The sequence below is a fragment of the Mycoplasmopsis lipophila genome (genome assembly GCF_045276895.1).
GTDB lineage: Bacteria > Bacillota_I > Bacilli_A > Mycoplasmatales > Metamycoplasmataceae > Mycoplasmopsis > Mycoplasmopsis lipophila.
Genome location: NZ_CP174165.1, coordinates 313,633 through 339,497 on the forward strand (window position 1 = coordinate 313,633; position 25,865 = coordinate 339,497).

The 25,865-nt window shown below is 22.3% G+C and carries 23 protein-coding genes; 12 read left to right on the plus strand and 11 right to left on the minus strand.

Annotated elements, in window-relative coordinates:
• Nucleotides 1–29 precede the first annotated feature (29 nt).
• The 4 genes from ACJA27_RS01345 to asnS all read right to left on the minus strand — a co-directional run bounded on the left by ACJA27_RS01345 (nt 30) and on the right by asnS (nt 5,278).
• The gene (locus ACJA27_RS01345; protein WP_406618199.1) at nt 30–2,189 is read right to left on the minus strand and encodes an ATP-dependent helicase; all 2,160 of its coding nucleotides are present in this window, start codon (nt 2,187–2,189) and stop codon (nt 30–32) included.
• Entirely contained in the window at nt 2,182–2,547 is a 366-nt protein-coding gene (locus ACJA27_RS01350) for a hypothetical protein (protein WP_406618200.1), read from the minus strand. The genes ACJA27_RS01345 and ACJA27_RS01350 overlap by 8 nt, the downstream gene beginning before the upstream one ends.
• Nucleotides 2,548–2,893: 346 nt before the next feature.
• Complete coding sequence (locus ACJA27_RS01355; protein ID WP_406618201.1) at nt 2,894–3,880, minus strand: glycosyltransferase; 987 nt, start codon at nt 3,878–3,880, stop codon at nt 2,894–2,896.
• 36 nt (nt 3,881–3,916) lie between these two features.
• Complete coding sequence (gene asnS / locus ACJA27_RS01360; protein ID WP_406618202.1) at nt 3,917–5,278, minus strand: asparagine--tRNA ligase; 1,362 nt, start codon at nt 5,276–5,278, stop codon at nt 3,917–3,919.
• Between the two features lie 186 nt (nt 5,279–5,464).
• Here asnS and ACJA27_RS01365 point away from each other — a divergent pair, with 186 nt between their 5' ends.
• On the plus strand, nt 5,465–7,240 hold the full coding sequence (locus tag ACJA27_RS01365) for an ABC transporter ATP-binding protein (RefSeq protein ID WP_406618203.1): 1,776 nt from the start codon (nt 5,465–5,467) through the stop codon (nt 7,238–7,240).
• Nucleotides 7,230–9,023, plus strand: a complete 1,794-nt coding sequence (locus ACJA27_RS01370) for an ABC transporter ATP-binding protein (RefSeq protein WP_406618204.1) — start codon at nt 7,230–7,232, stop codon at nt 9,021–9,023. The genes ACJA27_RS01365 and ACJA27_RS01370 overlap by 11 nt, the downstream gene beginning before the upstream one ends.
• A 21-nt stretch (nt 9,024–9,044) precedes the next feature.
• On the opposite strand, the gene smpB is transcribed toward ACJA27_RS01370, so the two are convergent.
• From smpB to ACJA27_RS01390, 4 genes are all read right to left on the minus strand, one after another.
• Nucleotides 9,045–9,485: an SsrA-binding protein gene (smpB, locus tag ACJA27_RS01375; protein ID WP_406618205.1), complete on the minus strand. Its 441-nt coding sequence runs from the start codon at nt 9,483–9,485 to the stop codon at nt 9,045–9,047.
• Nucleotides 9,486–9,587: 102 nt separating this feature from the next.
• Nucleotides 9,588–11,288, minus strand: coding sequence for a GIY-YIG nuclease family protein (locus tag ACJA27_RS01380; protein WP_406618206.1), 1,701 nt, complete (start codon nt 11,286–11,288; stop codon nt 9,588–9,590).
• 2 nt (nt 11,289–11,290) lie between these two features.
• Complete coding sequence (locus ACJA27_RS01385) at nt 11,291–11,632, minus strand: thioredoxin domain-containing protein (protein ID WP_406618207.1); 342 nt, start codon at nt 11,630–11,632, stop codon at nt 11,291–11,293.
• Nucleotides 11,633–11,644: 12 nt separating this feature from the next.
• Nucleotides 11,645–13,240, minus strand: coding sequence for a hypothetical protein (locus tag ACJA27_RS01390; RefSeq protein ID WP_406618208.1), 1,596 nt, complete (start codon nt 13,238–13,240; stop codon nt 11,645–11,647).
• A 249-nt stretch (nt 13,241–13,489) separates the two neighbouring features.
• Here ACJA27_RS01390 and infC point away from each other — a divergent pair, with 249 nt between their 5' ends.
• From infC to ACJA27_RS01435, 9 genes are all read left to right on the plus strand, one after another.
• Nucleotides 13,490–14,092 (plus strand): translation initiation factor IF-3, encoded by a 603-nt coding sequence (gene infC, locus ACJA27_RS01395; protein WP_406618295.1) that lies wholly within the window; start codon nt 13,490–13,492, stop codon nt 14,090–14,092.
• Entirely contained in the window at nt 14,073–14,261 is a 189-nt protein-coding gene (rpmI, locus tag ACJA27_RS01400) for a 50S ribosomal protein L35 (RefSeq protein WP_406618209.1), read from the plus strand. Before infC ends, rpmI begins: the two co-directional genes overlap by 20 nt.
• A gap of 53 nt (nt 14,262–14,314) precedes the next feature.
• On the plus strand, nt 14,315–14,665 hold the full coding sequence (gene rplT, locus ACJA27_RS01405; protein WP_406618210.1) for a 50S ribosomal protein L20: 351 nt from the start codon (nt 14,315–14,317) through the stop codon (nt 14,663–14,665).
• A 181-nt stretch (nt 14,666–14,846) separates the two neighbouring features.
• Nucleotides 14,847–16,637, plus strand: a complete 1,791-nt coding sequence (locus ACJA27_RS01410; protein WP_406618211.1) for an ABC transporter ATP-binding protein — start codon at nt 14,847–14,849, stop codon at nt 16,635–16,637.
• Between the two features lie 9 nt (nt 16,638–16,646).
• Entirely contained in the window at nt 16,647–18,467 is a 1,821-nt protein-coding gene (locus tag ACJA27_RS01415) for an ABC transporter ATP-binding protein (protein ID WP_406618212.1), read from the plus strand.
• Nucleotides 18,468–18,488: 21 nt separating this feature from the next.
• Nucleotides 18,489–19,364 carry a hypothetical protein gene (locus ACJA27_RS01420; protein ID WP_406618214.1) on the plus strand — a complete coding sequence of 292 codons (876 nt, stop codon included), beginning with the start codon at nt 18,489–18,491 and terminating at the stop codon, nt 19,362–19,364.
• Nucleotides 19,364–20,284 (plus strand): nucleotidyltransferase, encoded by a 921-nt coding sequence (locus ACJA27_RS01425; RefSeq protein ID WP_406618215.1) that lies wholly within the window; start codon nt 19,364–19,366, stop codon nt 20,282–20,284. The genes ACJA27_RS01420 and ACJA27_RS01425 overlap by 1 nt, the downstream gene beginning before the upstream one ends.
• 54 nt (nt 20,285–20,338) lie before the next feature.
• Nucleotides 20,339–21,025: a potassium channel family protein gene (locus ACJA27_RS01430; protein WP_406618216.1), complete on the plus strand. Its 687-nt coding sequence runs from the start codon at nt 20,339–20,341 to the stop codon at nt 21,023–21,025.
• Between the two features lie 2 nt (nt 21,026–21,027).
• Nucleotides 21,028–21,675, plus strand: coding sequence for a hypothetical protein (locus ACJA27_RS01435; protein ID WP_406618217.1), 648 nt, complete (start codon nt 21,028–21,030; stop codon nt 21,673–21,675).
• Between the two features lie 51 nt (nt 21,676–21,726).
• Here ACJA27_RS01435 and frr read toward each other — a convergent pair whose 3' ends face one another.
• Together frr and pyrH are read right to left on the minus strand one after the other, a co-directional pair.
• Complete coding sequence (gene frr / locus ACJA27_RS01440) at nt 21,727–22,278, minus strand: ribosome recycling factor (RefSeq protein ID WP_406618218.1); 552 nt, start codon at nt 22,276–22,278, stop codon at nt 21,727–21,729.
• A gap of 2 nt (nt 22,279–22,280) precedes the next feature.
• The gene (gene pyrH, locus ACJA27_RS01445; RefSeq protein WP_406618296.1) at nt 22,281–23,000 is read right to left on the minus strand and encodes a UMP kinase; all 720 of its coding nucleotides are present in this window, start codon (nt 22,998–23,000) and stop codon (nt 22,281–22,283) included.
• Between the two features lie 57 nt (nt 23,001–23,057).
• Here pyrH and ACJA27_RS01450 point away from each other — a divergent pair, with 57 nt between their 5' ends.
• Nucleotides 23,058–24,308, plus strand: a complete 1,251-nt coding sequence (locus ACJA27_RS01450) for a thermonuclease family protein (protein WP_406618219.1) — start codon at nt 23,058–23,060, stop codon at nt 24,306–24,308.
• Nucleotides 24,309–24,348: 40 nt separating this feature from the next.
• On the opposite strand, the gene ACJA27_RS01455 is transcribed toward ACJA27_RS01450, so the two are convergent.
• Entirely contained in the window at nt 24,349–25,860 is a 1,512-nt protein-coding gene (locus tag ACJA27_RS01455; protein WP_406618220.1) for a hypothetical protein, read from the minus strand.
• Nucleotides 25,861–25,865: the final 5 nt, after the last annotated feature.

The window sequence follows — 25,865 nt, forward strand, 5'->3', positions numbered from 1 at the left end:
GATTTGGTATTTTTAATTGTTTAATTAAATTATTGATTTTTAGTTAATAATCTAATAGAAGAGTGATTTTTTGTTAAAGTTTTAGGAGCATCATATTTAATAAATTTAACAACGATTGAAAAAGGAGTAACTTGTAAAACTTCACCTTCTCCATAAATGGTATGACTAATAATATCTCCTGGAACAAATTTTATAGTTGTTTTTTTACCATTTTCATTTTCATCAAAATTAGAAACAATATTATATTGAATAATAAAATCATTAAGATTAATTCCCATTTCGGAAATAAAACGAGATGGTGTTTTTTCTACTTGGTTGTATAAATAACCACGTGAATCAGAAATAAACAGTTTATTTTTAGCTCTAGTTACTGCTACATATGCTAAACGTCTTTCTTCTTCTAATTGTTCTTCTTCATTATCAGAAGAAGTTAAAGAACGATTATGTGGAAATAATTGATCTGAAAGTCCAACAATAAAAACATTATCAAATTCTAATCCTTTAGCAGCGTGCACTGTCATTAAAGAAACATAATTATTAAAGTTATCAAATTCATCTCCAGCAGAAAGGAGAGAAACATGCTCTAAGTATTCACTTGTTCCTTTATTTGGATTTCTTTTTTCTCATTCAGCAATAGAACTAATTAATTCTTTAACATTTTCTCATGCTGTTCCTCTTAAATTAGCATCACCTTTAATATATTCATAATAACCAATTTCTTCTAAAAACTTGTCTAAAACTAAATGAATTTTATTTGTTTCCAATGCTTTACGATATTTTCTAATAGCATTAAGTAATTTAACAATTTCTTTTTTAGTTTCTTTGGTTACAGTGATATCCATATAATGTTCAATTAAAGTGTCATAAATGCTTTTATTTACCTCTTCAACTTTTTTTTCAATTTTTTCTAAAGCTACTGCACCTATTTTACGAGGTGGTACATTTAATATTCTGTGTAAAGAAACATCAGAACCATCATAAATAACTCTTAAAAATGCTAAGGAATCTTTTATTTCTTTGCGATGAAAGAATTTTTGACCACTAAATATTTTGTGATTAATACCTTCATTAATTAATTCTTCTTCAAAAGCTCTTGAATATCAATTAGATCTATAAAAAATAGCGATATTTTTTAATTGAACTTTTTTCTTTTTTAATTCATTAATTTTTTGAACAACTCATCTTGCTTCCGCTTCAGGACTAAAAGCATGATTAAATTCTATACTTTCACCTTCTTCATTTTTAGTAATTAAATCTTTAACAAAACGATTTTTATTGTATTTAATTAAATTATTAGCAGCAGCTAAAATTCTTTTGGTTGAACGATAGTTAGTATTTAAAATGATAGTTTTAGTATCAAGGAAATCTTTATCAAAATTCAAAATTAAATTAACATCTGCTTTTCTTCAACTATAAATAGTTTGATCTGGATCTCCAACAATGTTAATATGAGTGTTTTTAGAGGTTAAAACTTTAATAATTTCATATTGGTTTAAAGAAGTATCTTGAAATTCATCTACTAAAATAAAAGAGTATTTTTTACTTCACTTATCTGCTATCTCAGGGTTATTTCTAAATAGTTCATTAGTTTTAAGAATTAAATCATCAAAATCTAAATATTTTTCTTTTTCTAAAATCTCATTGTATTTTTTGTAAAGAACAATAATAGTTTCGTTGTATTCATTTTTCTTTTTCATGATTGTAGCTAAATCTTCATCATCATACATATTGATTTTTGCCCATGAAAATAATTTAATGATATTTTTATCAGTGATATCTTGAGTATCTAAATCTAAACTTTTACAAATTTTATTGATAATTTCTTTTTTATCAGATTCATCAATGATTTGAAAATCAGACTTTAAATTAGCAGCTTGTGATTCTATTCTTAAAATTTTTGCACAAAGAGAATGAAAAGTACTAATATTCAATTTTTCATTGTTTTGCAAATTACAATATTGATAAACTCTTTCACTCATTTCATTTGCTGCTTTATTTGTAAAAGTAACAGCAAGAATTTGACTAGCTGGAATACCTACTTCATTAATTAAATAAGCCATTTTTCTAGTTAAAACTCTTGTTTTACCGGAACCAGCACCTGCAATAATTCTTAATGGACTATCAAAATATAAAACTGCTTCTTTTTGTTGTTCATTTAATTCATGAACAATCATTTCTTTTTTAGTCATTTATATTTTCCCCCTTTGATAAAGATTTATCTTTAATTTCATTAAAATAAGAAAATGTTTTATTTTTAATTTTTTTAGGAAAAAAAGTTTCTTTTTCTAATAAATTATCTTGATTAAAATGTTTTAAATCCACAATTCTAGTTTTGCTAATTAATTCACTAATTCCTAGTTTATTTTTTTTAAATATACTCAATAAGTAGTTAATTAATATGAAGAAACTTCATATTGAAGAAATAATTGCTAAAAAATCATAAAAAAATAAAAGTTTAGTATTTTTATAAGATTTTATTTTCTTTTCTTTAAGTAAATGAGTAATGGTTTCAAAATCTTGAATTTCATTTTGCTTAATAAAAAACATAAAAATTAAAAAAATAAAAGTTCAATAGAAAAAAGTAAATATTCCTCTTTTTAAAACTGTAATTAAAGTGATATGTTTTTTATTAGAAATGTTTTCACTGAAAATAACTTGTTTCCTAATAACAAATACTCCAAAAGTTCGCATGTTAAAGAAATAAGGAATAATTAAAAAATAAATAAATAGAATTAAAATTGAAAAAATTAAAAATAAATAATAATTTTTTTTTCGATGATATGGATTTTTTAAAAAAATAAAATAATTTAGAAAAAACAAAATAGAGATAAAAAATAAATCAAGTAAATTAATTGCTAATCTAACTCATAAATTTATGTTTTTATGTAATTTTTTATTCAAGACTAGATAAAAGTTCGTTTCATTTTTTAATTGGTTGTTTTTCTCTTAAAAATTTTATTTCTTTATTTTCTTTATGCATATAGATATTAGTGTTATAAAACTTTTCATTGTTTTCAATTTCTTTATCTATTAGCATATCTAATTGTTCAATTAAATGATAAGATTTTTTTTCTTTATATTCATCTTTACTTATAAAAGTTGAAAGACCTAAAATTCCAGCTAGAATAACTTGAAAGAAGTAATTTTTAGCATATTCTAATTCTTGAGTAATTTTAGTTTCTTTAGTTTTTCCCATTTCAATAATTTTTTTGAATTGATTGATGAAGTTTTTAGGATTCATTCAAGAAACATAATTAATGTATTCTCTTATAATTCTTTGATCATTATAAGCATAGGTATTAGCATTCATTAAAAGTAAATAGTTTAGCTCAATAGCAAAATTATAATCATTAGAAAAAGTTGGTTGATATTTTAATAAATTTTCTACTAAACTTTTTTTGAATAATTTGTTTGAAATAAAAGGATAAGCATAGGCTAAAAAACTAGTATCTTCTTTAAAATTAAATTTTTTCATTGGTTCTAGTCTAGTCAAAGGTTTTCATCTTATTGAACCTACTAATCTAGGTTTAAACTCAATAACATCAGTGTTATATAGGTTAACTAAGTTTTTCATACTATTTAAAAAATAGTATCTAATAGTATTATTGCTAAAAAGAATATTAAAATATTCACCAGATATAATTTTTCAAGCAGCAATAATGTTGTCTTGTAAAGTTTGTTTATTAGAATTGATAATGAATTTTAATCGTGAACCAAAGAAATCTAAATAACTTTCAATAGTAGCATACATTTTTTTAGTCATATTATTAAAAACTAAAATAACTTCAAAATCTTGATTATTTTGATAATACATTCCTGAAAGAAATTCTTTTAATTCTTTATCATTATTAACAATGGGAGAAATTATTGAAATCTTCATTTTTTCCTTTCTTTATTTGTTATGTATAAGATATTTTTACATTTTGATATTTCCATTGGTTCTTGGATATGGAATAACATCACGAATGTTATCCATTCCAGTTACATACATTACTAATCTTTCAAAACCTATTCCAAAACCAGCTGAACCTGAATCTCCAAAACGTCTTAAGTCTAGATATCATTGTAATTCTTCTTGTTTAATACCTATTTCTAAAGATCTTTGAACTAATTTGTCATATCTTGATTCTCTTTGACTTCCACCAATTAATTCACCAATACCAGGAACTAATAAATCAAAAGCAGCAACAGATTTATTATCATCGTTTTGATACATATAGAAAGCTTTAATAACTTTAGGAAAATTAATAACTGCTACAGGGCCATTAACATATTCTTCTGCTAAAAATCTTTCATGTTCAGTAGCTAAATCTAAACCGAATTTAAAATCTTTGATTTCAAATTTATTTTTATTTTTTTCTAGAATTTTTAAAGCGTCTTTGTAATCTAAAATGGTTAATTTTTTATCAAGAAAATTATTTAATTTGTTCATTAAATTATTATCAACATTTTGAGTTAAGAATTCAAATTCCATAGGATGTTTAGCAATAGTTGCTCTAATAACGTTTTTTAATAAATCATCACTAAGGTTAATTACATCTTCTAATTTAGCAAAAGCTATTTCAGGTTCAATCATTCAAAATTCATTAGCATGACGTTTAGTGTTTGAATGTTCAGCTCTAAAAGTAGGGGCAAAAGTATAAACGTTTTTAAATCCAATTGCATAACTTTCAGCATGAAGCTGTCCAGTAACTCCTAGAGTAACATTTTTATTCCCGAAAAATGGTTCTTTTTCTTTAGTATCCACAAAGAAAGTTTCTCCAGCTCCTTCTCCATCATTACCGGTTAATATAGGCGAAGAAACACAAATAAAATCTCTATTCATAAAATAACGATGTATTTCTTGAATTAAAGTAGAACGAATTAACATAATTGATCTAAATAGATTTGTGCGGTGTCTTAAATGAGGAATTTCTCTTAAAGTTTCAATATTAGTTTCTTTTTTTTGAATTGGATAATCTTCTCCAGCTTTTTGTAATAATTCAAAACTCTCAACAATCATTTCAATTGGTTGTTGTGCTTCAATAGTTGCTTTTAAAGTTCCTTCAATTTTTATGGCTGATCCTAAAGATATACTATCCAACAGATTAAAATCAAATTTTTCATCTTTAAAAATTGCTTGCAAATTCTTAACACAAGAACCATCATTTACACTAATAAAACGAATTTTTTTGTTTCCTCTATTTGAAGCTACTCAAGCATTGATAGAAATTTTTCAATTATTAAAATAATCAGGGTGCATTAAAATGTTTTTAATTGTCTGTGCATCTTTTCTCATATCATCCTTTCTAAAAATTATCATTTTTGATAAAATTAATATAAATAAAAAAGTAATAATAATATTTTACTCTTTTTATATTAATAAATATAAATAAGGACAAAATAATAAACTTTTTTTGGCTAATTTATATATAATTTTTTCTACAAAAATTGATATTTTTAAACAAAAAAAGAGGTGAATTTTATGTTAAAAATAATGAAATATTTACCTAAAAATGTTAAATTTTTGATTTTCATTTCTGCTTTATTAGCTCTTTTAGATCCTCTTTTGTTTATGATTTTGCCTTTTTTGACAAAGCAATTTATTCAAATAATGGCTGATACTAATATTCGAAAAATATATTTTTTAGGTTGAAAAATTAATACTAATTTAAATCCTATTTTAGTTTTGTCTTTACTTACTTTTGGATTTTCAATTATTACTTTTATTAACATTTTTTTGGGTTTTTGAGTTTCAGGAAAAATGTCTGTTTTAGCTGCTTATTATTTAAGAAAAAAATTATTTGATCATATTATTTATTTATCTAAAAAAGAAATTGATAAAGTTTCTTATTCAACAATTATTACCAGATTTTCAAATGATATTAATAAAATCACTGAAGGATTAATGACAGTTACAAGAAGTTTTATAGTTAGCCCAGGTTTTGTAGTATTTGGAGCAGTCTTTTCTTTTATTATTAGTCCATCTTTATCTATATCTTTAGCCATTATTATTCCTTTATTAGCAATTAGTGCTTTAATTTTAATTTTTAAGGTTTTTCCTTTATACCGTAAAGAAAATTATGCTTTAGACGCTTTAAATGCTATTGCAAAAGAAGATATTAACAATATAACTTTAATTAAATCTTACAATTTGGAAGAAAGACAATTATTAAGATATCAAGAAAAAAACAATCATTATTTAGAAATAATGAAGAAAGAAATGAACTATGGTGTTATAGTTTGAAAAATGGTTGATTATTTTGTAGGTTTGGGTAGTCCTTTAATTTTTGCTATTATAGCAGGAGTAATTTTAAAATCTAAAAATATCAATCCCACTGAATTGATTGGAACTATTTACCAATTTAATATTTATATTTCAATGATTTCTCATGGGGTGGTTAGAAGTTTCTTTACAATGAATTGAGTATTTAGAACTGCGGTTTCAGCAAAAAGATTTGATGAAATTATGAATATAAATTCATCTATTCCTATGGTTAATAATCAAAATTTTATTGAAAATACAAATATTGTTTTTAAGGATATAAATTTTAGTTATCCTAATTCAGAAAATGGAATTAAAGACATAAATTTAGAAATTAAACCTAATTCATTTGTAGGAATTATAGGAAAAGCAGGTTCAGGAAAAAGCACGTTAATTAAATTACTTGTTAAAGAATATTTACCAGATTCTGGAAATATTTATATTAGTGATAAAAACATTAATGAAATAGATACCAAAAATTTTTATGAAAACATTTCTTTAGTATTTCAAAATATCAAAATTTTATCTGGAACTATAAAAACTAATATGACTTTTGCTAATACAAATAATAATGTTGATTTAGATTGAATAAATAAAATTAAAAATTTATCTTGTGCTAATTATATTGATAGTTTTGAAAATTTATATGATTACGAAATAAATCAAAGAGGAAAAAATCTTTCTGGAGGACAAAAACAAAGGTTAGCTATTGCACAAGCAATATATAAAAAACCTAAAATTTTAATTTTAGATGATGCTACTAATTCACTTGATAATGAAATTGATTTGAAAGTAAGATCTAATATTATTAATGAATTTAAAGATTCTACTTTAATTATGATAGCTCAAAGAATAAGTTCGATTAAGGAAGCAGATCAAATTATTGTTTTAGATAAAGGAAAAATTGTAGGTCAAGGAGATCATAAAACTTTATTAGAAAATAATAAGTATTATCAAGATTTATATTATTCGCAAGAAGGTAAAAATGAACAATAAAAAGAAAGGTAACAACATTAAAAAAATTTGAAAAATTTATTCATATTTTGGAATTAAAAAATGAATAATGATTTCAATTTTTGTTTTAACTATTTTTTCAGTTATTTTAACTAATGCTATTTCTTGATTAATAGGTTATGGTTTTGATACTTTCTTTAAACCTCAAAGTTTTAATAAGGAAATCTTTAGTCAAAAAAAATATTGATTTTTTGTTATTTATATTTTGTTAGCTTTAACAATTTCTCAAATTTTGAATATGATTTCAAGTCATTTAACTTATAAAATGATTTTAACTTTTGAAAGAAAAATTAGAATTAAGTTATACAAACAATTACAAAAAATGCCAATTAGTTATTTTGAAAACATTAAACCAGGAGATTTAATGTTGGCCTTAACCGATGATGTTCAAAATTTAAGAGAAGCATTTTATCCATTGTTTTTAGATGCTATTCCTACTTTAATTTTCTTTTTAGCAGTAATAACTTTAATGTTTGTTTATAGTCCTTTATTAGTCACAATGATTATTGTTTTAATTCCTTGTTTTATTTTTCCTATAAGAATAATTTTTAAAAAAATGCACAAAAATTTTGTTAATTTACAAAATTCAAAAGCAAAATTAAATGGTTATATAGAAGAAATTATTGATGCTATTCCTTTAATAAATTTACACCAACAACATAAAAAAATAGAAGTGCAATTTGATGAATATAATAAAGCGTTAGTAGAACCAGCTCTTAAAAATGTTCATTATTGAAATGCTATTAGACCTTCAACATTTCTAATTAAAAACATTATGATGGTTTTAATAATTGTAGTTGGTTCAATATGTATTTCAAGAAATATTTATACTGGAGGAATTAAACCTTTGACTTTTGGAATTTTAACTACATTTACAATGTATATCAATACCTTTGTAAATAAATTGATGGAAGTATTTGAAATTGTAGGAACAATTCAAAAAGGTGCTGCATCTGTATCAAGAGTCGAAAATATTTTAAATTTAGAACCCGAAATAAATCAAGATAATTTGACTAATTTAACTATAAATAAGGCAAATATTGAATTTAAAAATGTATATTTTTCTTATCTTAAAGATAGTAAAAAAGAAACCTTAAAAAATATTAATTTTAAAATTAATCAAGGTGAAATGTTAGCTTTAGTAGGGGAAACTGGTTCTGGAAAAACAACCATTTCTAAACTTTTATCAAAATTTTACATTCCTAATAAAGGTGATATTTTGATAGATAATAATTCTATTTTTGATATCAATGAAAAATCATGAAGAGATAATATAAGTATAGTTTCCCAAGATATTCAATTATTTAATGGAAGTATAAAAGAAAATTTAAAATGTGTTAATGAAAAAATAAGCGATGAAGAATTTTTGAATATTTGTAAATTAACCCAAATAGATAATTTTATAAATGCTTTGCCTGAAAAATATGAAACTATTATAAATAACAATGGTAATAATTTTTCTGAGGGACAAAGACAATTGTTTTCTTTAACTAGAGCAATTCTTGCAAAAAAGAAAATTATTATTTTAGATGAAGCTACTTCAAATATTGATACTATTACTGAACAATATATAAATGAAGCCATTAAAAAAATTATTAATAATTCTACTATTTTAGTTATAGCACATAGATTGAATACTATTAAAAATGCTGATAAAATTTTATTTATAAAAAATGGTGAGATTTTAGAGTCTGGTAATCATCAAGAATTATTAGCATTAAATGGAGAATATAAAAAGATGTATTTTATTGAATATAAAAAGTAAAGCGAGTTAACTTTACTTTTTTTAATAAAATTTTAGATTTTTTTCAATTTTTCTTTCAACATCACGGGCTTTAATTTTTTCACGCTTATCATATTTTTTAAGTCCTTTAACCAAAGCAATTTCAATTTTAATTTTTGATCTTTGATTAAAATAAATTTTAGTAGGAACTAATGTTAAATGTTCAGTTTCTATTTTTCTTTTTAATTTAACAATTTCATTTTTATGCATTAGTAATTTTCTAGTTCTAAATTCTTTACATTTAACATTCATATATTGTTTAAAATATGAATCTTTTAGATAAATTTCATCTTTATATATGGAACAATAAGAATTTATTAAACTAATTGTATTGGCTCTTGCTGATTTTACTTCCCAACCCATAAGAGAAATACCTGCTTCATATTTATCAATGATTTCATAGTCAAATGATATTCTTTTATTATTTGAAATTGTTTTAGACATATTTACAATTATATATTTTTAAAACTGTATTAAGTAATATTTTTTAAAAAATAAAAAAATAAATTTAATTTATTTAACTATAAATAAGTGAAATAAATTAAATTATTTGTTAAAATCTTTAATTTTTTTAGCTAAATTTTTAGAAATATATTTGCTTAATTCTTCTTCACTAGCATTATAAATTGCTGAATAAGTTTTAAATACTTCAAGTAACAATTTTTCTGTTTCTTTACCCAAACCTTTTATTTTCGTTAAGGTTCCTTCTAATGAAGAAATTTTATGTTTATTTCTAAAATGAGATTTTGCAAATCTATCTACTTCTATTTGAATTTCTGATAAAAAATTTAATCACTTTTTATCTTGTATAAGATTTATTTTTTCATTTAAATCAATAAAATTTTTTGTTTTATGGTTATTGTCTTTACTTAATCCTATGACAGGGATTTGTAAATTTAAAGTTTTTAATACTTTTTTTGCTTCATGAATTTGAGATATTCCACCATCAACAATAATTAAATCATAATCAAGATTTTCTTCATGTTTAAAAAATCTTGATATAGATTCATTCATATATTCAACATCAGATTTTCTATAACCCATTGTTAATTCATGATTAAATTTTTTATATAAGTTTTTTGCTTTGATTCCATTTAGATAAGTTATGGCCACACCAACACAATTTTGGTTACCAAAATTTGAGTTATCAAAGATAATAATTTTGTTAACTTTTGGTAAATTTAAATATTCCTTAATTTCATTTAAAATTATTAAATTTTCATTTTTATCTTTTTTAAATTTATTTTTTTCAATTGAAGCAATTAAATTTGTTAAAGTGTTATCTAAAATTTTTTTATTAGTTCCTATTTTAGGGGAAATAATTTTAGAATTTTTAATAAAGTTAATTTCTAAATTATTTATTTCATTAGGAATAAGCAATAAATCAGGAATAATTTTATTTTTATAATACAAATTTAAAAAATCTAATAATGAATCTTTTCAATCGATATGAATCTCTATGGTTTGATAATCTTGATTAATTAAAATACCTCATCTATAAAAAGAAAATAAAATATGAATTTTATCATCAATAACTTTATAAATAAAAGCATCAATGTTTTTTTGATTTTGAAGTTCAACTATTTGGTTTTCTTTCATTTTATTTAAGTATTCAATATTTTTTTTGTATTCTAATGCTAATTCAAATTGTTCATATTCAGCAGCTTTCAACATTTTATTTTTTAATTCATTTAAATATAAAGAATTTTTAAAACTTAAAATATTTTTGATTCTTTCGAATTGTTCTTTTCAATAATTTTGATTAACATTAGTTATAGGAAGTCCATCTTTGTAAAATGATTCTCTTTGCAATAATTTTAAAATAGTAGATGCACCATAATTATCAGGAAAAGGGCCATAATAAATTTCATTTTCATTCTTATAATGGTTTATTTTTTTGGTAAATGTTATTTCTAATTTATTAGTTAATTTTAGTTTAATGTATGGATAACCTCTATCATCCAAAAGTAGTATGTTATATTCAGGATTATATTTTTCTATTAAATTTTTTTCTAAGATAAGTGCTTCTTTATTGTTATTGCAAATAATATAGTCAAAATTAGTTATTTCTTCAACTAATTTAGTGGTTTTATAAGAATTAATTGAACCTTTAAAATATTGATTCATTCTTTTTTTTAAATTTATAGCTTTTCCTACATAAATTATTCTATTATTTTTGTCTTTTCATAAATATACTCCTGAATTAGAAGGAATATTTTTAAGTTTTTCTATTATTTCTAAACTCATAACTAATTCAAAATATTGGTAATTACATCAATAAAAATTTCTTTGGGGTAATTATCATATCCTTTAAAAATGATTTTTTTATTCACCATAATAATATGAGTAGGAATTCTAATAACTTCAAAATTAGAATTTAAATTATTAAATAAACTCGATTCATCAGCATCTATTTGAAGAAATACAACTTTATTATTATTTTTAAAATATTCTTCAACTTTTTGAATGATTTTATTCATTACTTTTCATTCTTGATTTCATTTACTTATAAATTCTAAAAAATAAATTGTATCTTTATTATGTTCATTATAAATAATAGGTTCTATTTCTTTTCAAATCACTTCTTTCATTTTACCTTCTTATTATAAAATAGGAGAAATTCATTCTTCTTCATCTTCTTCATTATTAGTCTGATTGTTTATTTCTTCATTTTTAATGTTGTTTGTTTTTTCTTCTATGTTATGTAAGTTTTTATCAAGTATAGTTTCATTGATTTTATTTATTTCTTCTTTACTTTCATTGATAAAAAGTGAAGAAGAAAAAATGTTAGATTCTATTTGTTCTTCTGATGGAATGGTTGAAGCTTCTAACAATAATTCTTTTGTATCCATATTAGTTAAATTAGTAACTTCTTTATTATTAATTTCATTTTCTTTTTCTAATTTTTCAATATCAATATTGTATATTTCTTTTGTTTTTTTATTATCTTCTTCATCAACTATTTCATTAAGAGCATTTTTAATAGTTCTATTAATGTTTACAAATTGAATTTCATTATTGCTAAGATCATATTCATTAGTAACAATATGATTAATTGGATATTCTAAATTTGAAAATTCATTTTCCATAGTTGTTATTCTAGTAGGTAAAGAAGCAATACTATAAGTGATTGGTTTATTTCTTTCAAAAGAATTTTTTTCTAAACTATAAGAACTAATAGTATCAAAAATAATATCTTCATCTCTTATTACATTGTTTTCATCTATTAACAAATCTTTATTAAAATAATCATTTTTTACTTTTTTAGCTATTTTATAGAAATATTTGGAAGTAGCAGAATGTTCTGAAAGTAAAGAGATATTTCTATTTATTTGTTTAATTAAATCTTTAAAAGAGCAATTAATAAAATGAATTTTTAAGACATTTGCACTATCTTTACAAAATTGAAAATATTTAGAAACTGTTTGAGTATAGTAAAAAATACTATTTTTTCTTTTTAAATATTTTTCAATCATTGGTAAACTTTTCTTAGAAGCATTCATATTTTTTCGATATATTTTAGGATTTAAAGTTATCAATTCATATCAAGAAAAAACAATTATTAAAATTGAAATTAATGATAATAATCAAGGCCCAAAAGAAATAATATAAATTAAATTGTAAATAGAATCGAAAAAAATTCCAATATTTAAAAATGCTTGTGGTAAGTTATTTTTAAAATTTGTAAAACTATAAAATCAACCATATTTATAAATATCAACTATTTCATTAAAGTTTAATAAATATCATTTAGAATGTCTTGAATTTGCTATGAAAAGATAATAAATAATAGAAATACTTAATAAATTTAATCAAATAAATTTCACAATTTTTTTTCTTAAAATTCAGTAATCAACCATAATATATTTTTTAAATCATCTAAAATAATATTTTCTAAATGTTGGAGTTAATCATCAGATAATTAAAGAAGCAAAAGAACCTAAAATAATTAAAATATTTAAATCTCCAAAAGCTAATCCAAAACTAAATAAATATAATTTTCTCAATGATAAATAATTTGTATTTTTACGAAATTGATATTGAAGCATAATGAAAGCTATTGATAAAATAGAAAGACATAAAAACTTCAATATTTCTATTGGAATATTGAATGAAATTTCTTCTATTCATTCATTTTTGTTCTTTATTTCTCAAAAAGGAATGCTTAAATGTTTTCTGTTTTTAACTGCTTTTCTCATAAATAATATTTATATTATAAATAAATTTATGTTAAAATAAAAAAGCAATATTTAATTGCAGAAAGTAGAATAAACTTCTCACCTGATGACCAATAGTCTTGGGTTCACCGCTACAATTAAAGTTAGTTTTATTATACTTTAAATATAGTGAGAGAAGAAGTGACATAGGTCACTTTGTATTTTATTTTTATGAAGGAGTACATTATACAATCGACATTTCAAAAAAATAAAAAGCCTAGTGCTGAGCATATGATTAATGAAAATATTCCATTTCCTAAAGTTTTTTTAATAGGAAGTAATGGTGAAAAAATAGGGGTTAAAACAACTTCTGAAGCATTAGAAATAGCAAAAGAACAAAGACTTGATTTGGTTGTTATTTCTGTAGAACCTAAACCTATTGCAAGAATTTTAGATTATGGAAAATTTAAATATGAACGTAAAAAGAAGCAAAAAATAAATAAAGAAAAACAAACTATTATTCAAAATCGTCAAATTAGATTAACTCCAATGATTGGAGAACATGATTTAATGACTAAAAGTAAAAAAGCACGTGAATTTTTACTTAATGGAGATCGTTTAAAAATTAGTTTGAAATTTAGAGGAAGAGAAATGGCTAGACAAGATTTAGGTCATGCTGTTCTTAATAAATTTTTTGCAACTTTAGAAGATATTGCTGAAATCACAAAAGAGGCTAAATTAGTTAATGAAAGATTTTTAGATCTTTATTTACAACCTAATAAAAATAAAGTTATTAAATACAAAAAATTGCATAATATTGTTGACAAAAAAGTAATTGTTGATGATAATGAAGATGCAAATGAAGGAGAAAACTATGCCGAAGATGAAGACTAAAAGAGCTTTAAGAAAACGTATTAAAATTACTGGAACAGGTAAAATAATGCGTGAACAAGCTTATCGTTCACATTTAGCACAAAATAAAACTACAAAGCAAAAACGTCAATCTAGAAAATCTGCTCAAATGCATGCCAGTGATGTTAAAAGATTTAAAGCTTTAATTTAGTTTATTTAAAATAATTTACTTCAATAAATAATAAATATAAGGAAGGATATCTTATGAGAGTAAAAGGTGGAACTGTTACTAGAGCAAGACGTAAAAGATGAATAAAATTAGCTAAAGGTTACTTTGGACATAAATCAATTGGTTATAAAGTTGCTAAACAAGCAGTTGTTAAATCATGAACATATGCTTTTAGAGACCGTAAACAAGTTAAAAGAACATTTAGAAAATTATGAATAGCACGTATTAATGCTGCTGTTCGTGCTGAAGGAATGTCTTATTCATTTTTCATTAATGGACTTAAAAAAGCTAATGTTACTATTAACCGTAAAATGCTTTCAGAATTAGCTATTAATGAACCAACAACATTTTCTTCATTGATAACTATTGTTAAAAATGCTAAATAATTAAAAAGATCTTGTCTAATAATGATGAGATTTTTTTAATTAATTTTTTCTTAGATTTAGGTTTAAAAAAGCATTTTTTAACCTATAAATCTTAAAAAATGCTTTTTTAAAATTAACATTATTTTATAATAAATAAGGTTATTTTTATTAATTAATAAAAATAAATAAAAAGGAGGTGAAAATGTACAAAATGTTAAAAATGATTCCTTTAAAAAATAAAATTTTGTTTTTTATTGGTGCTTTTTTAATTTCTATTACTGTTTTTGTCTCTTTATTTATGTCAAATGTTATAGCCCAATTTATTAAATTGATTATTAGTCCTAAAGGTCATAATGTAGATATTATTTTCTTTTCAGGAAGAATTAATTTTTTAAATTTAGATTACAATAAAGCAAAAATGGGATTGATATGATCTTTTATTGGTTTAACCATATTTAATGCTCTAGCGATGTTAGGAGCTACTACTTTAATTGTTTATACTGCAGAATTATGTAGTAAATTTTACCGGGATAAACTTTTTGCTAAAATTCAAAATTTATCTTTAAAAAATATTGCTGATATTAAAGTAGAAAGTATTATTACCAGAGTTTCTAATGATGTAGCAGAATTTTGAGAATTTTTAGTTAATGGATCAACAGCTTTAATAAGAGCTCCTATTATGGTTATAGGTGGGGCTATTTTAGCCTTTTTAACTGATTCTAAAATGTCTATTGGAGTATGAATTATTATTCCTTTAATTATGATTATTGTAATTTCAATTGGTTTAGCAGCTAGTCCAAGTATTAAAAAAAATCAAAGAGTTATTGAAGAAGTTACTAAGAATGTTAATGAAAATATTTTAGGTGCTAGAGTTATAAAAACCTTTAATTTACAAGAACATCGTAAAGATAAATTTAAAAAAGCAAATAATAATTGATACAAATTACAATTTAGAATTAATATTATTTTTTCTATAGGCCATCCTTTATTTTTTGCTTTAATAAATTTATTGATTGCAGTTATTTATTATGTAGTTAAAGTTAAAGTTACTACCAAACCATATGATTTAGCAGCTAATAAAGAATTAATTGTAAATATCAATGTTTTTTTAGATTATTTATTTATAGTTAGTTTTGGTGTTTTAATAATGAGTATGTTTTTAGTTTCATTATTTAGAGCTAGAATTTCTGCTAATAGAATTATAGAAATTTTTGAATATAAAATTAATTTAGAAGAAAGAAAAAATAATAAAACCATTACTAATTATGATATTGAAGTAAAAGATTTATCTTTTAAATATTATGAAAGTTCACCTGATTATTCCTTACTAAATGTTAATTTTAATTTAAAAGAAAATCAAGTTTTAGGTATTATAGGTCCTACAGGTTCTGGTAAAAGTACTTTAGCTAATTTATTAGTAAATAATTACTTATATAAAGAAGGTTCTATCAAAATAGGAAATGATGAAGTTAATGAAATTGATACTCAAAATTTAAATAGTTCTTTAGGAATTGTTTATCAAGAAGCATTACTTTATACTGGAACTATTAAATCTAATATGCTTTTTGCTAAGCCAGATGCTACTGATGAAGAAATTAATGAAGCTTTAAAAAATGCTTGTGCTTATGATTTTGTAAATAATTTTGAAGATGGTTTAGATCATAAAATAAAACAAGGGGCTAAAAATTTATCCGGTGGACAAAAACAAAGATTATCTATTGCTAGAACTTTATTAAGAAAGCCAAAAGTTATCATTTTAGATGATTCCACTTCTGCTTTAGATAATTTAACCACAAGAAATTTATTAAGAAATATTAAAAATAATTACAAATGTTCTTTGATTATTATTTCTCAAAAAATAAGTGGAATTAAAGATGCTGATAATATTCTAGTAATGGCTAGAGGAAGTATTATGGTACAAGGAAAACATAAACAACTTGTTCAAGAATGTAGTTTATATAAAGAAATTTTTAGTAATCAATTAGATCAATAGGAGGAAAAGATGTCAGAAAAAAACAAAGATGTTTATAAATTATCAACTTTTTCTCTTTTCAAAAATCTTTTTCGTTTCTTAAAAAAAGATCGTGCATTATTGTTTTTTGGAATTTTTATTTCCATTTGTAATGCTTTAAGTTATGTTGGTGGTTCTTCTATCATTGGAATGATTGTTAAAAAGTTCTTTAATGAAGAAGTTTTAAAAAATGGTGATTTATTTGATAATAAAAATTTCACAATATGAATAATTTATCTTGTTTCTGCTTTTGTTTTATATGGAATTTTTAGATTTATTCAAAACCGAATTTTTGTTCATTTAACTTTTAAAATTTCAGCAAAAATGCGTGAAGAAGTAATGAATAAATTACTTAAAATGCCAATTAGTTATTATGATAAACAAAAATCAGGTAATTTAATTTCTATATTGGTTAATGATGTTAATAATATGTCTAATTCTATGCTACAAATGTTAAATGAAACTTTTTCCAATTTTTTTAACACAGTTTTATCAGCTATAGCAATGATTTTCTTTAGTGGATTACTAAGTATTATTATTTTATCTATGTCGATTCTGTTATTTTCAATTAGTGTTTTAATGATTAAAAAAGCTAGACCATATTACATTAAGGTTCAAAATAAATTTGGTGATTTAAATGCTTATGTAGAAGAAATGCTAACCAATTCTAAAATTACTAAAACTTTTAATCAAAAATCATTAGTACAAAATAGATTTCAAGAAATAAGTACCGACATAAGAAAAAAGGCTTTTGTTGGAGATGCAGTTTTAAGAATTTTTGACCCTTGATTTGTGGTGGTATCAAACTTATTGATTTTAGTTATTGTTGCTTTAGCAGTTACTTTCAAAAATAATAATATTCCTTCATATGGTTTTGGAAACCCACTTTTTGAAGAGGGATTAATTCTTTCTTATATTGCTTTAATGTATAACTACAGTGGAACAATTCAAAGTGTTTTAAATATGGTTTTAACTTCTCAAGTAGGAGTAGCTTCTAGTTCAAGGGTTTATAAACTTTTAAGTTTAGAAGTACCTAAAGATATTGAAAATCCTGAAATTCTTAATGAAAATGAAGTTTTAGGAAGGATAGAATTCAAAAATGTTGATTTTAGATATAGTCAAAAAAGTCAAAAATATCAGCTTAAAAACGCTTCTTTTATAGCAGAACCTGGCCAAACCATTGCTATTGTAGGTCCTACAGGAGCAGGGAAAACTACCATTATTAATCTACTTTCTAAATTTTATGATTATGAAAATGGCTCAATAACTATTGATGGTCATGAATTAAGAAAAATACCTTCTGCTAATTTAAGAGATATGTTAGCAATTGTTTTACAAGATTCATTTATGTTTAATGACACAATTAAAAACAATTTACGTTTATTAAATGAAAAAGTTAGTAATAAAGAAATAGAAGCAGCAGCTAGATTAACTTTTGCTCATAATTTTATTGAAACTATGCCTAAAGGATATGAAACCATTATAGAAAATAATGGAGACAATTTATCTCAAGGACAAAGACAATTATTAGCTATTACCAGAGCTATTTTAGGAAATAAAAAAATTCTTGTTTTAGATGAAGCTACTTCTAATATTGATTCAAATACTGAAAAAATTATTCAAAATTCATTAATGGAAATAATGAAAAATAAAACTAGTTTTGTAATCGCTCACCGTTTAAGCACAATTAAAAATGCTGATAAAATTTTGGTAGTTAATGATGGTGAAATTATTGAGCAAGGAAATCATGAGCAACTTTTAAAACTAAATGGATTTTATGCTACTTTATATCAAAGTCAATTTGATAATTAATTTATTATAGAAATGAAATATATGAATAAATTTTTTAAAATAACTAATTTTGTTTTATTACCCACATTAGTTTTTAGTACTAATGTATTTTCATTTTCTTGTAAAATAAATAGAAAAGATAAAAATAATTATTTAAATTTACCTAATAAAATAGGTACTTGAATTTGGGATTATAAAAAAATTACAAATGAACATTTAGAATTTGCTCAAAAAAATAATATTAAAGAAATTTATGTAAAAGTCTATAAAATAGGACAAAATGAAAAAATTTTTTTAGATAAATTGAAACAAAAGAATTTTGATATATATCTTTTACTAGGTAAAAAAGAGTGGATTAATAATTCAAAAGAGTTAAAAGAAAAAATTGAATGATATAAAAATGTTCAAAAAGAATTTAATTATTTTAAAGGTATTCATTTAGATATAGAACCTCATCAATACACACAAGAATTTAAGAATTTAGAAAAAAGAAGAGAATTATTAACTAAATTTGTTAATTTAATTTATGAGTTAAAAACCAATTATTCTAATGTTAAATTTGACTATGATATTCCTTTTTGATTTAAAGATTTAATTACTTTCAATAATCAAACTAAAAAAGTCTATGAGCATATTATTGATAATAGTAATCGAGTTTTTATAATGTCTTATAGAGATAAAACAAATAAAATTTTAGATATTTCCAAAGAAATAATCAATTATGCAAAAAATATTCAAAAAGAAATTACTTTATCTGTTAATACTCAAAATTTAAAAAATGAAAAAAATACTTATTTTTTTAATAAACAACATTTAAAAAAAGAATTATTGGATTTATCTAAAAAAGTTAGTGTAAATATCAACTTTGCAATTCATCATTTGGATACTTGATTCAATTTAAAAGAAAGTGATAAATAATGAAAAAAAACAGGATTGGAATTATTGCTGAATATAACCCTTTCCATAATGGTCACTTATTACAAATAAATTGAATTAAAGAACATTTCCCTAATGATGAAATTATTGTTATTTTAACTGATGTTTTTACGCAAAGAGGAGACTTAAATTTACTAACCTTTGAGCAAAGAAAAGAAATTTTAAAAAAATATGGAATTAATGAAATTATAAAAATGAGCTTTGAAGAAAGTGTACAAGCAGCACATATTTATGCTAAAAATGCTATTTTAAAATTAAATGATTATCAAATAAATAAATTAGTTTTTGGTTCAGAAACAGCTGATGTTACAAATATGTTAAAAAATGCAAAAATATTAAAAGAAAAAGGTCAAGAATTTTTTCAAGAAGTTAAAAAAGTAATGAAAAAAGAAAAAACTTCATATCCTAAAGCTATGAATTTAGTTTATAGTAATTGAAATTTAAAAAGATTTGATTCTCCTAATGATATTTTAGCCTATGAATATATTAAAGTAATTGTTAATTTTGTTCTTAATATTGAACCAATAGCTATTAAAAGAGAAGTTAATTATTTTGATTTAGAACCTAAAGATAATATAGCATCTGCAACTTATTTAAGAACTTTAATTAAAAATGGTGATGATATTTCTTTATATAGTCCCATAAAAAATAAAATTAAGTATAGAGATTTAAGTGTTTATTTTCAAGATTTTAAACAAATTTTAAAATCAATTGAACTTGAAAAAATTAAGACCATTCCTTTAATTTCTGAAGGTATAGAAAATTTATTGCTAAAAAACTTAGATGCTTTAACCTTTGAAGATTTTATAGAAAGATGCACTTCTAAAAGATATACTTCTACTAGAATAAAAAGAATTATCGCTTGAGTAATTTACAAGTTTAAATTAATGAATTGAAAATAAATATTTAATAATAAAATTATTAAGTATTTATAAAAATAATCAATGAGGTGTCTAATGAAATTTAAATTCAAAAATGACAATAAAGATATTTGTGTTATAGGTGCTGGTCGTTTTGGTTCAGCAGTTATTTCTCAATTATCTAAAATGAATTGTTCAATTTTAGTGATTGAAAAAGAAGAAGAAAAAGCTAAACCTTTTGCTGATATGGTACAAAAAGTAGTGATTGCTGATGCCGCCGATATTAATGCTTTAAAAGCTTTGGATATTCAAAAAATCAATACTGTTGTAGTAGCTATGCCTGATAATATAGAAGTTATAGCTTGTTTATTGGAATTAAAAGTTTCTAATATTATTGCAAGAGCAACAAGTAAAAGACATGCTCGTGTTTTACAACAAATTGGTGTGGATGTCATTATTAGACCAGAGTTTGAAGCGGGAGTAAGAACTGCTTTGTTTGCTGCTAACCCTTCCTTTAGTAAAAACGCTGAAAATCTTCAAGAATTATCTGATGGTTTTGTAATGGGAACAACCACTTTGAAAAATGAAGCATTTGAAAATGTTTTAATTAAAAATTTAAATTGATCTTCTAATGGAGTTTCTATTGTTTTAATTAATAGAAATGGTTCTTCTTTTTTACCTTATGGAGATTTTGTTTTACATCAAAATGATGCTTTAACCCTTATTGGGAAAATTGATGATATTACTAATTTATTATCTAGTATAAACCCTAATAAAGAATAATAATGCCTAATAATTCATATAACAAATATGCAAAATTTATGAATAAAGTTTTTTATGCTAATAATAACTTAATTCATTTATTACCTAAAATTTCAGCATATTTAGGTTTTTTTATTTTAACTATTTATATTCCTTTCGTTAGTTTTATACCAATAATACCAAAATTAGTTACAGTAACATATTTACCTTTTATAATGACTTTTGCTATTTGCAATTTAGGTTTTTTAGGAGCTCTAGTTACAGGATTAGGATTTGGTTTTTCTTCATGATTGGTTGCTATTATTTATGGTTTTTCTATTAGATATCAATACTTTGATATAGCTGTTTTACCAAGGATTATTAATGCTTTAATTATTTACTTTCTATATCTAATATTTAGATTTAAAAATAAACCTAAAATACAAGTATTTATTTTTTTATCAATATTAGCAACTATCTTAAATGTAGTTTTAACAGTTTCTGCTACTTATTTAAGACATAATTTAATTAAACCAATTCCAACAGTTTTACCTTTTAAATTTTGGTTTATAAGGCATATTCCTTCAATGATTATTGAACCAATTTTTGCAGGAGCAATCAGTTCTTGAACTTATAAATTTTTAATTTTTATTAATGAACAAAATCAAAATTACAAAAAAATAATATATTAAAAAATAACGTATTTTACTTTTTTATAGATAAATACGTTATTTTTTTTAATTTTAAATTGTCATTATTTCTTTTTCTTTTTGTTCAATTAATTTATTGATAATTTCAATTTGTTTTTCTACTTCTTTTTGAATAGAATCTAAATATCTTTTTTCTTCATCTTCAGTTAATTCTTCATCATTTTTAATATTTTTATTAACTTCTTGACGAATGTTTCTAATTCCTATTTTGGAATTTTCAGTTATTTTAGAAAGACTTTTAACCATTTCTTTTCTTCTTTCAGTGGTAAGGGTTGGGAAAGTCATTCTTATTTTATCTCCTTCATTGATGGCATTAACTCCTAAATTAGCCGCTTGTAATGCTTTTGCTATTTCATGAATAAAAGATAAATCATATGGTTTAATTAATAATTGTTGAGCTTCTGGAACACTTATATTAGTTAATTCTTCTAATGGGGTAGGTGTATCATAATAGTTAACTCTAATCCCTTTAATTAAATTAGGATTTGCTCTTCCAGTAGAAATTTTAGATAATTCAAATTTGCAATGGTTAATTACTTTTTCTGAATCTTCTAAAAAATTTAATATATAAAAATCTAATTCCATAATTATTTATGCACCTCAGTATGTTCAATTTTGCCTTCTAAAGCTTTTACAATTGAATCTTTTTCTAAAATGTTAAAGACAATTAAATTAATGTTGTTATCTCTTGCCATTATGGTAGCTGTTAAATCCATAACTTGTAAATTATTTTTCATAATTTCATCATAGGTTATTGTGTCAAATTTTTTAGCATTAGGATTTATTTTAGGATCTGAATCATAAACGCCAGAAACTTTATTTTTACCCATTAGAATTACATCAGCTTTAATTTCAGAAGCAAATAGAGTTGCGGCTGTATCAGTTGTAAAGTAAGGTCTTCCTGTTCCACCTACAAAAATAACTACTTCACCATTTTCTAAATATTTCAAAGTTTTTTCATTAACATAGTTTTCTGCTACTTTTTGATCAATAGAAATGGAAGATTGAACCCTTGTTTTTAGACCTACTTTTTCAAAACCTGATTTTAATGCTAATCCATTCATAATAGTAGCTAACATTCCTATGTAATCAGCACGATTTCTAGGGATACCATTTTTTTCAGCACTAGCACCTCTTCAAAAGTTACCACCACCTATAACAACACTTACTTGAATACCTTTATCTACAATTTTTTTAAGTTGTAAAGCAATGTTTTCTACTAAGTCATAATCAATTGATAAGGATTTAGCATCATTAGCAAATCCTTCTCCTGATAATTTAACTAAAATTCTTTTATATTTCATTATGCTCCTTAACTAGATTTTTATTATTTAATATATTTTATATAATTATTAAAGAGACTTATGAAAAAAACATTTAAATTAGGTATTTTGTCATCTATTCCTATTTTAACTTTAACAACTATTTCAACTAGTTGTATCTTTAATGGAAAAAATAATGAAGTAGAAAAACAAAATTTAAAAGAATATGTCAAAAATTTTACCCTTAAATTAACTAATCCAAATAAAAAATATACAAAAGAAGAAATAAATAATTTTGTTTTAAACAAAGATTATTTAATAGTTGATAATAATAAAATAATTCAAAATGTTTATTTTAAAAAAGTAAAAGTGTATTATGATGAATTAACTTGAAAATTAAAAGTGATAGTTGAAGTTTATAAAAATAATCCTTCTAATTATGTTATTACTACTTTACAAACAAGCATAAACACTAATGAGCAAAAAATTCCTTCTAATGAAGAATTTGATACTTATGGAAACAATTTAAAGTTTTCTTTAAAAGATCCTAATAAAATTATTGATAGTTCAAATGCACAATATTTAATTCCAAATGATTTTAATGTTGAAAATCATAATTTAAATAATGTATATGAAATTAAATGATTTCCTAATAGAAAACCTAGATATATTTACGGTGATTATTTAGAAGTTGGTTTTACCTTAATACATAAACCTAGTGGAAAAACATGAGGTTCTGTTAGATATTATCATATTAAATTAAATGCTAATAAACCAAATCCAATACCTAATCTCACTAATTTACCTTTTCCTATTTCCTCTATTTTAGAGGCAAATAAGGCAAAATTAGTAACTTTATCTAATGTAAATGATGGGGATACTTTTACTGATAATGAAAATCATAGATATCGTTTTTCAGGTATAGATACCCCTGAAAAATATAAAAGAAATACTAATGGTCAATTTGTTCCCACGGAAGGACTACAACATGAACATGCTTTAAATGCTTCTAATTTTACAAGTAGTATTTTAACAAATCCTAAAAATAAAATATATGTTGTTCCTCAAAAAACAAAAGGTGGAACTTCCGAAATTACTGAACATTATGGAAGATATGTAGCAATTATTTATTATGTAGATGAAAATAATGTAGTCCATAATTTATGTGAAGAAATTATTGCTAAAGGATTAGCAAAAGTTTCTTATATAAGTAAAGATAAAAATAGTAAATATTATAATGAAAACACTTGATATATTGATTTAATAAAAAATGCTGAAAGAGAATCCCGTAATAAACAATTAGGTATTTGATTTGAAAATTCTTCTCATATAAATGAAATATATCCAAGATAAATTAAAAAAGTAGTTTGCTTTAAAACTACTTTTTTATTTATTATTTTCAATAAAAACTTTCAATATGAAAATCTTTAAATGTTACTTCATTAGTTAAAACATTTTTAATAAATACTCTTAAATGATAATTATGAGAATTATGACTATGACCATATTGAAAATCAAAGAAATATTTATATTTATTATTATCTACATTTCCATCTATTGCTACATATTCTTTTAATAATTCTAAAGCCTTATTATTAACTTCAACTTTATCAAAAATTTTATTTTCATCTAAATATTTAGCTTTTTCTTCTGGTAAAAAACCCTCAAAAAAAATATTATTTTTTTTAGCAAAATCTTGTGCTATATCTGTAAATTCCTTTCCAGTAACGTTTTTAGATTTTTCTATTTTTTTGTGTTTAGTATTTAAATAAAAAGTTAAATCTCCTATTTTAGCAATATCTTCATTTTCTTCTTCATGGTTATTTCCTGGATTAGGATTTGTTGTTTTAAAAGCTGAAATAGTACCTTGGATAATAGAATCTTCTTTATCATTTACATATCTTATAATAACATAATGTAATTCTTCATCTCCATGTGTATGAGTTTTTGATAAATCAATTTTATATTCTATTTTTCTATCTTTACTTGATTTTTCTAATTTTGTAGTATTTATACGTAAGAAATTTTCATAAATTTCACTTAAAACATTAGTAAATTCTTCTGCTTGATATTTTTTATTACCTATTTTTTTAAATTCTTCATATAAATCTTTAATTTTTATAAATTCAAAAGGTAATCGATTAGGAATAGTTAATTGACCATTTCAAAAAACAAATTCTTTTTTAGTATGGAAATGATGTTGATTTGGGTTAAAGATATTATTTTTACCTAAATCATTAAATTCTAAAACAGAGTATTTAGAATTATTTTTATCATCTAAATATTTAAAAACTAAAGTTAAACCATTTTGTTTATTAATAAAAGAAGCATTGATATCTATAAATATTTTATTTTGATATTTGTTATCAATTGAAAAAGGTTTTTCAAAATATTTATCAATTATTTTTAATTGTTCTTCAATATTTTGATTAATTGTTTTTTTAAGTTCTTCTAAGATGTAGGGAGAATCATATCCTTTTCCTAAATCAGAGAGTTTTGAAATAACTTTAATCTTTTCTCCAAAAAGAGAAATTTCATTATTGGATATAGAAGGTTTCATAATTTTATTTTTTAATAAATCATTAATTTCTTTTTCTAAATCATTAGTTTCTTTAACAATATTTAGGTATTTATCCTTTTCTTTTAAGTTTATAGAATTAATATTTTGTTCCAAAACATTAAAAGCATTTTTAAAATCATTTATTTTTTGATAATTTTTAATTTTTTCTTTTAATTCTATTAATTTAGATAAAGTTTTTTCTATTTCTTTTTTTTGTTTTTTATCTTTTTCTTTGTTTGTTTCTATTTTTGTTTTTTCACATTTAATAGATAAAGAAGGAATTAAAAAAGAAGTCAAAATTCCTAAATTTAATGAGGTTAAGATAATTTTTTTATTATTTTTCATTAATT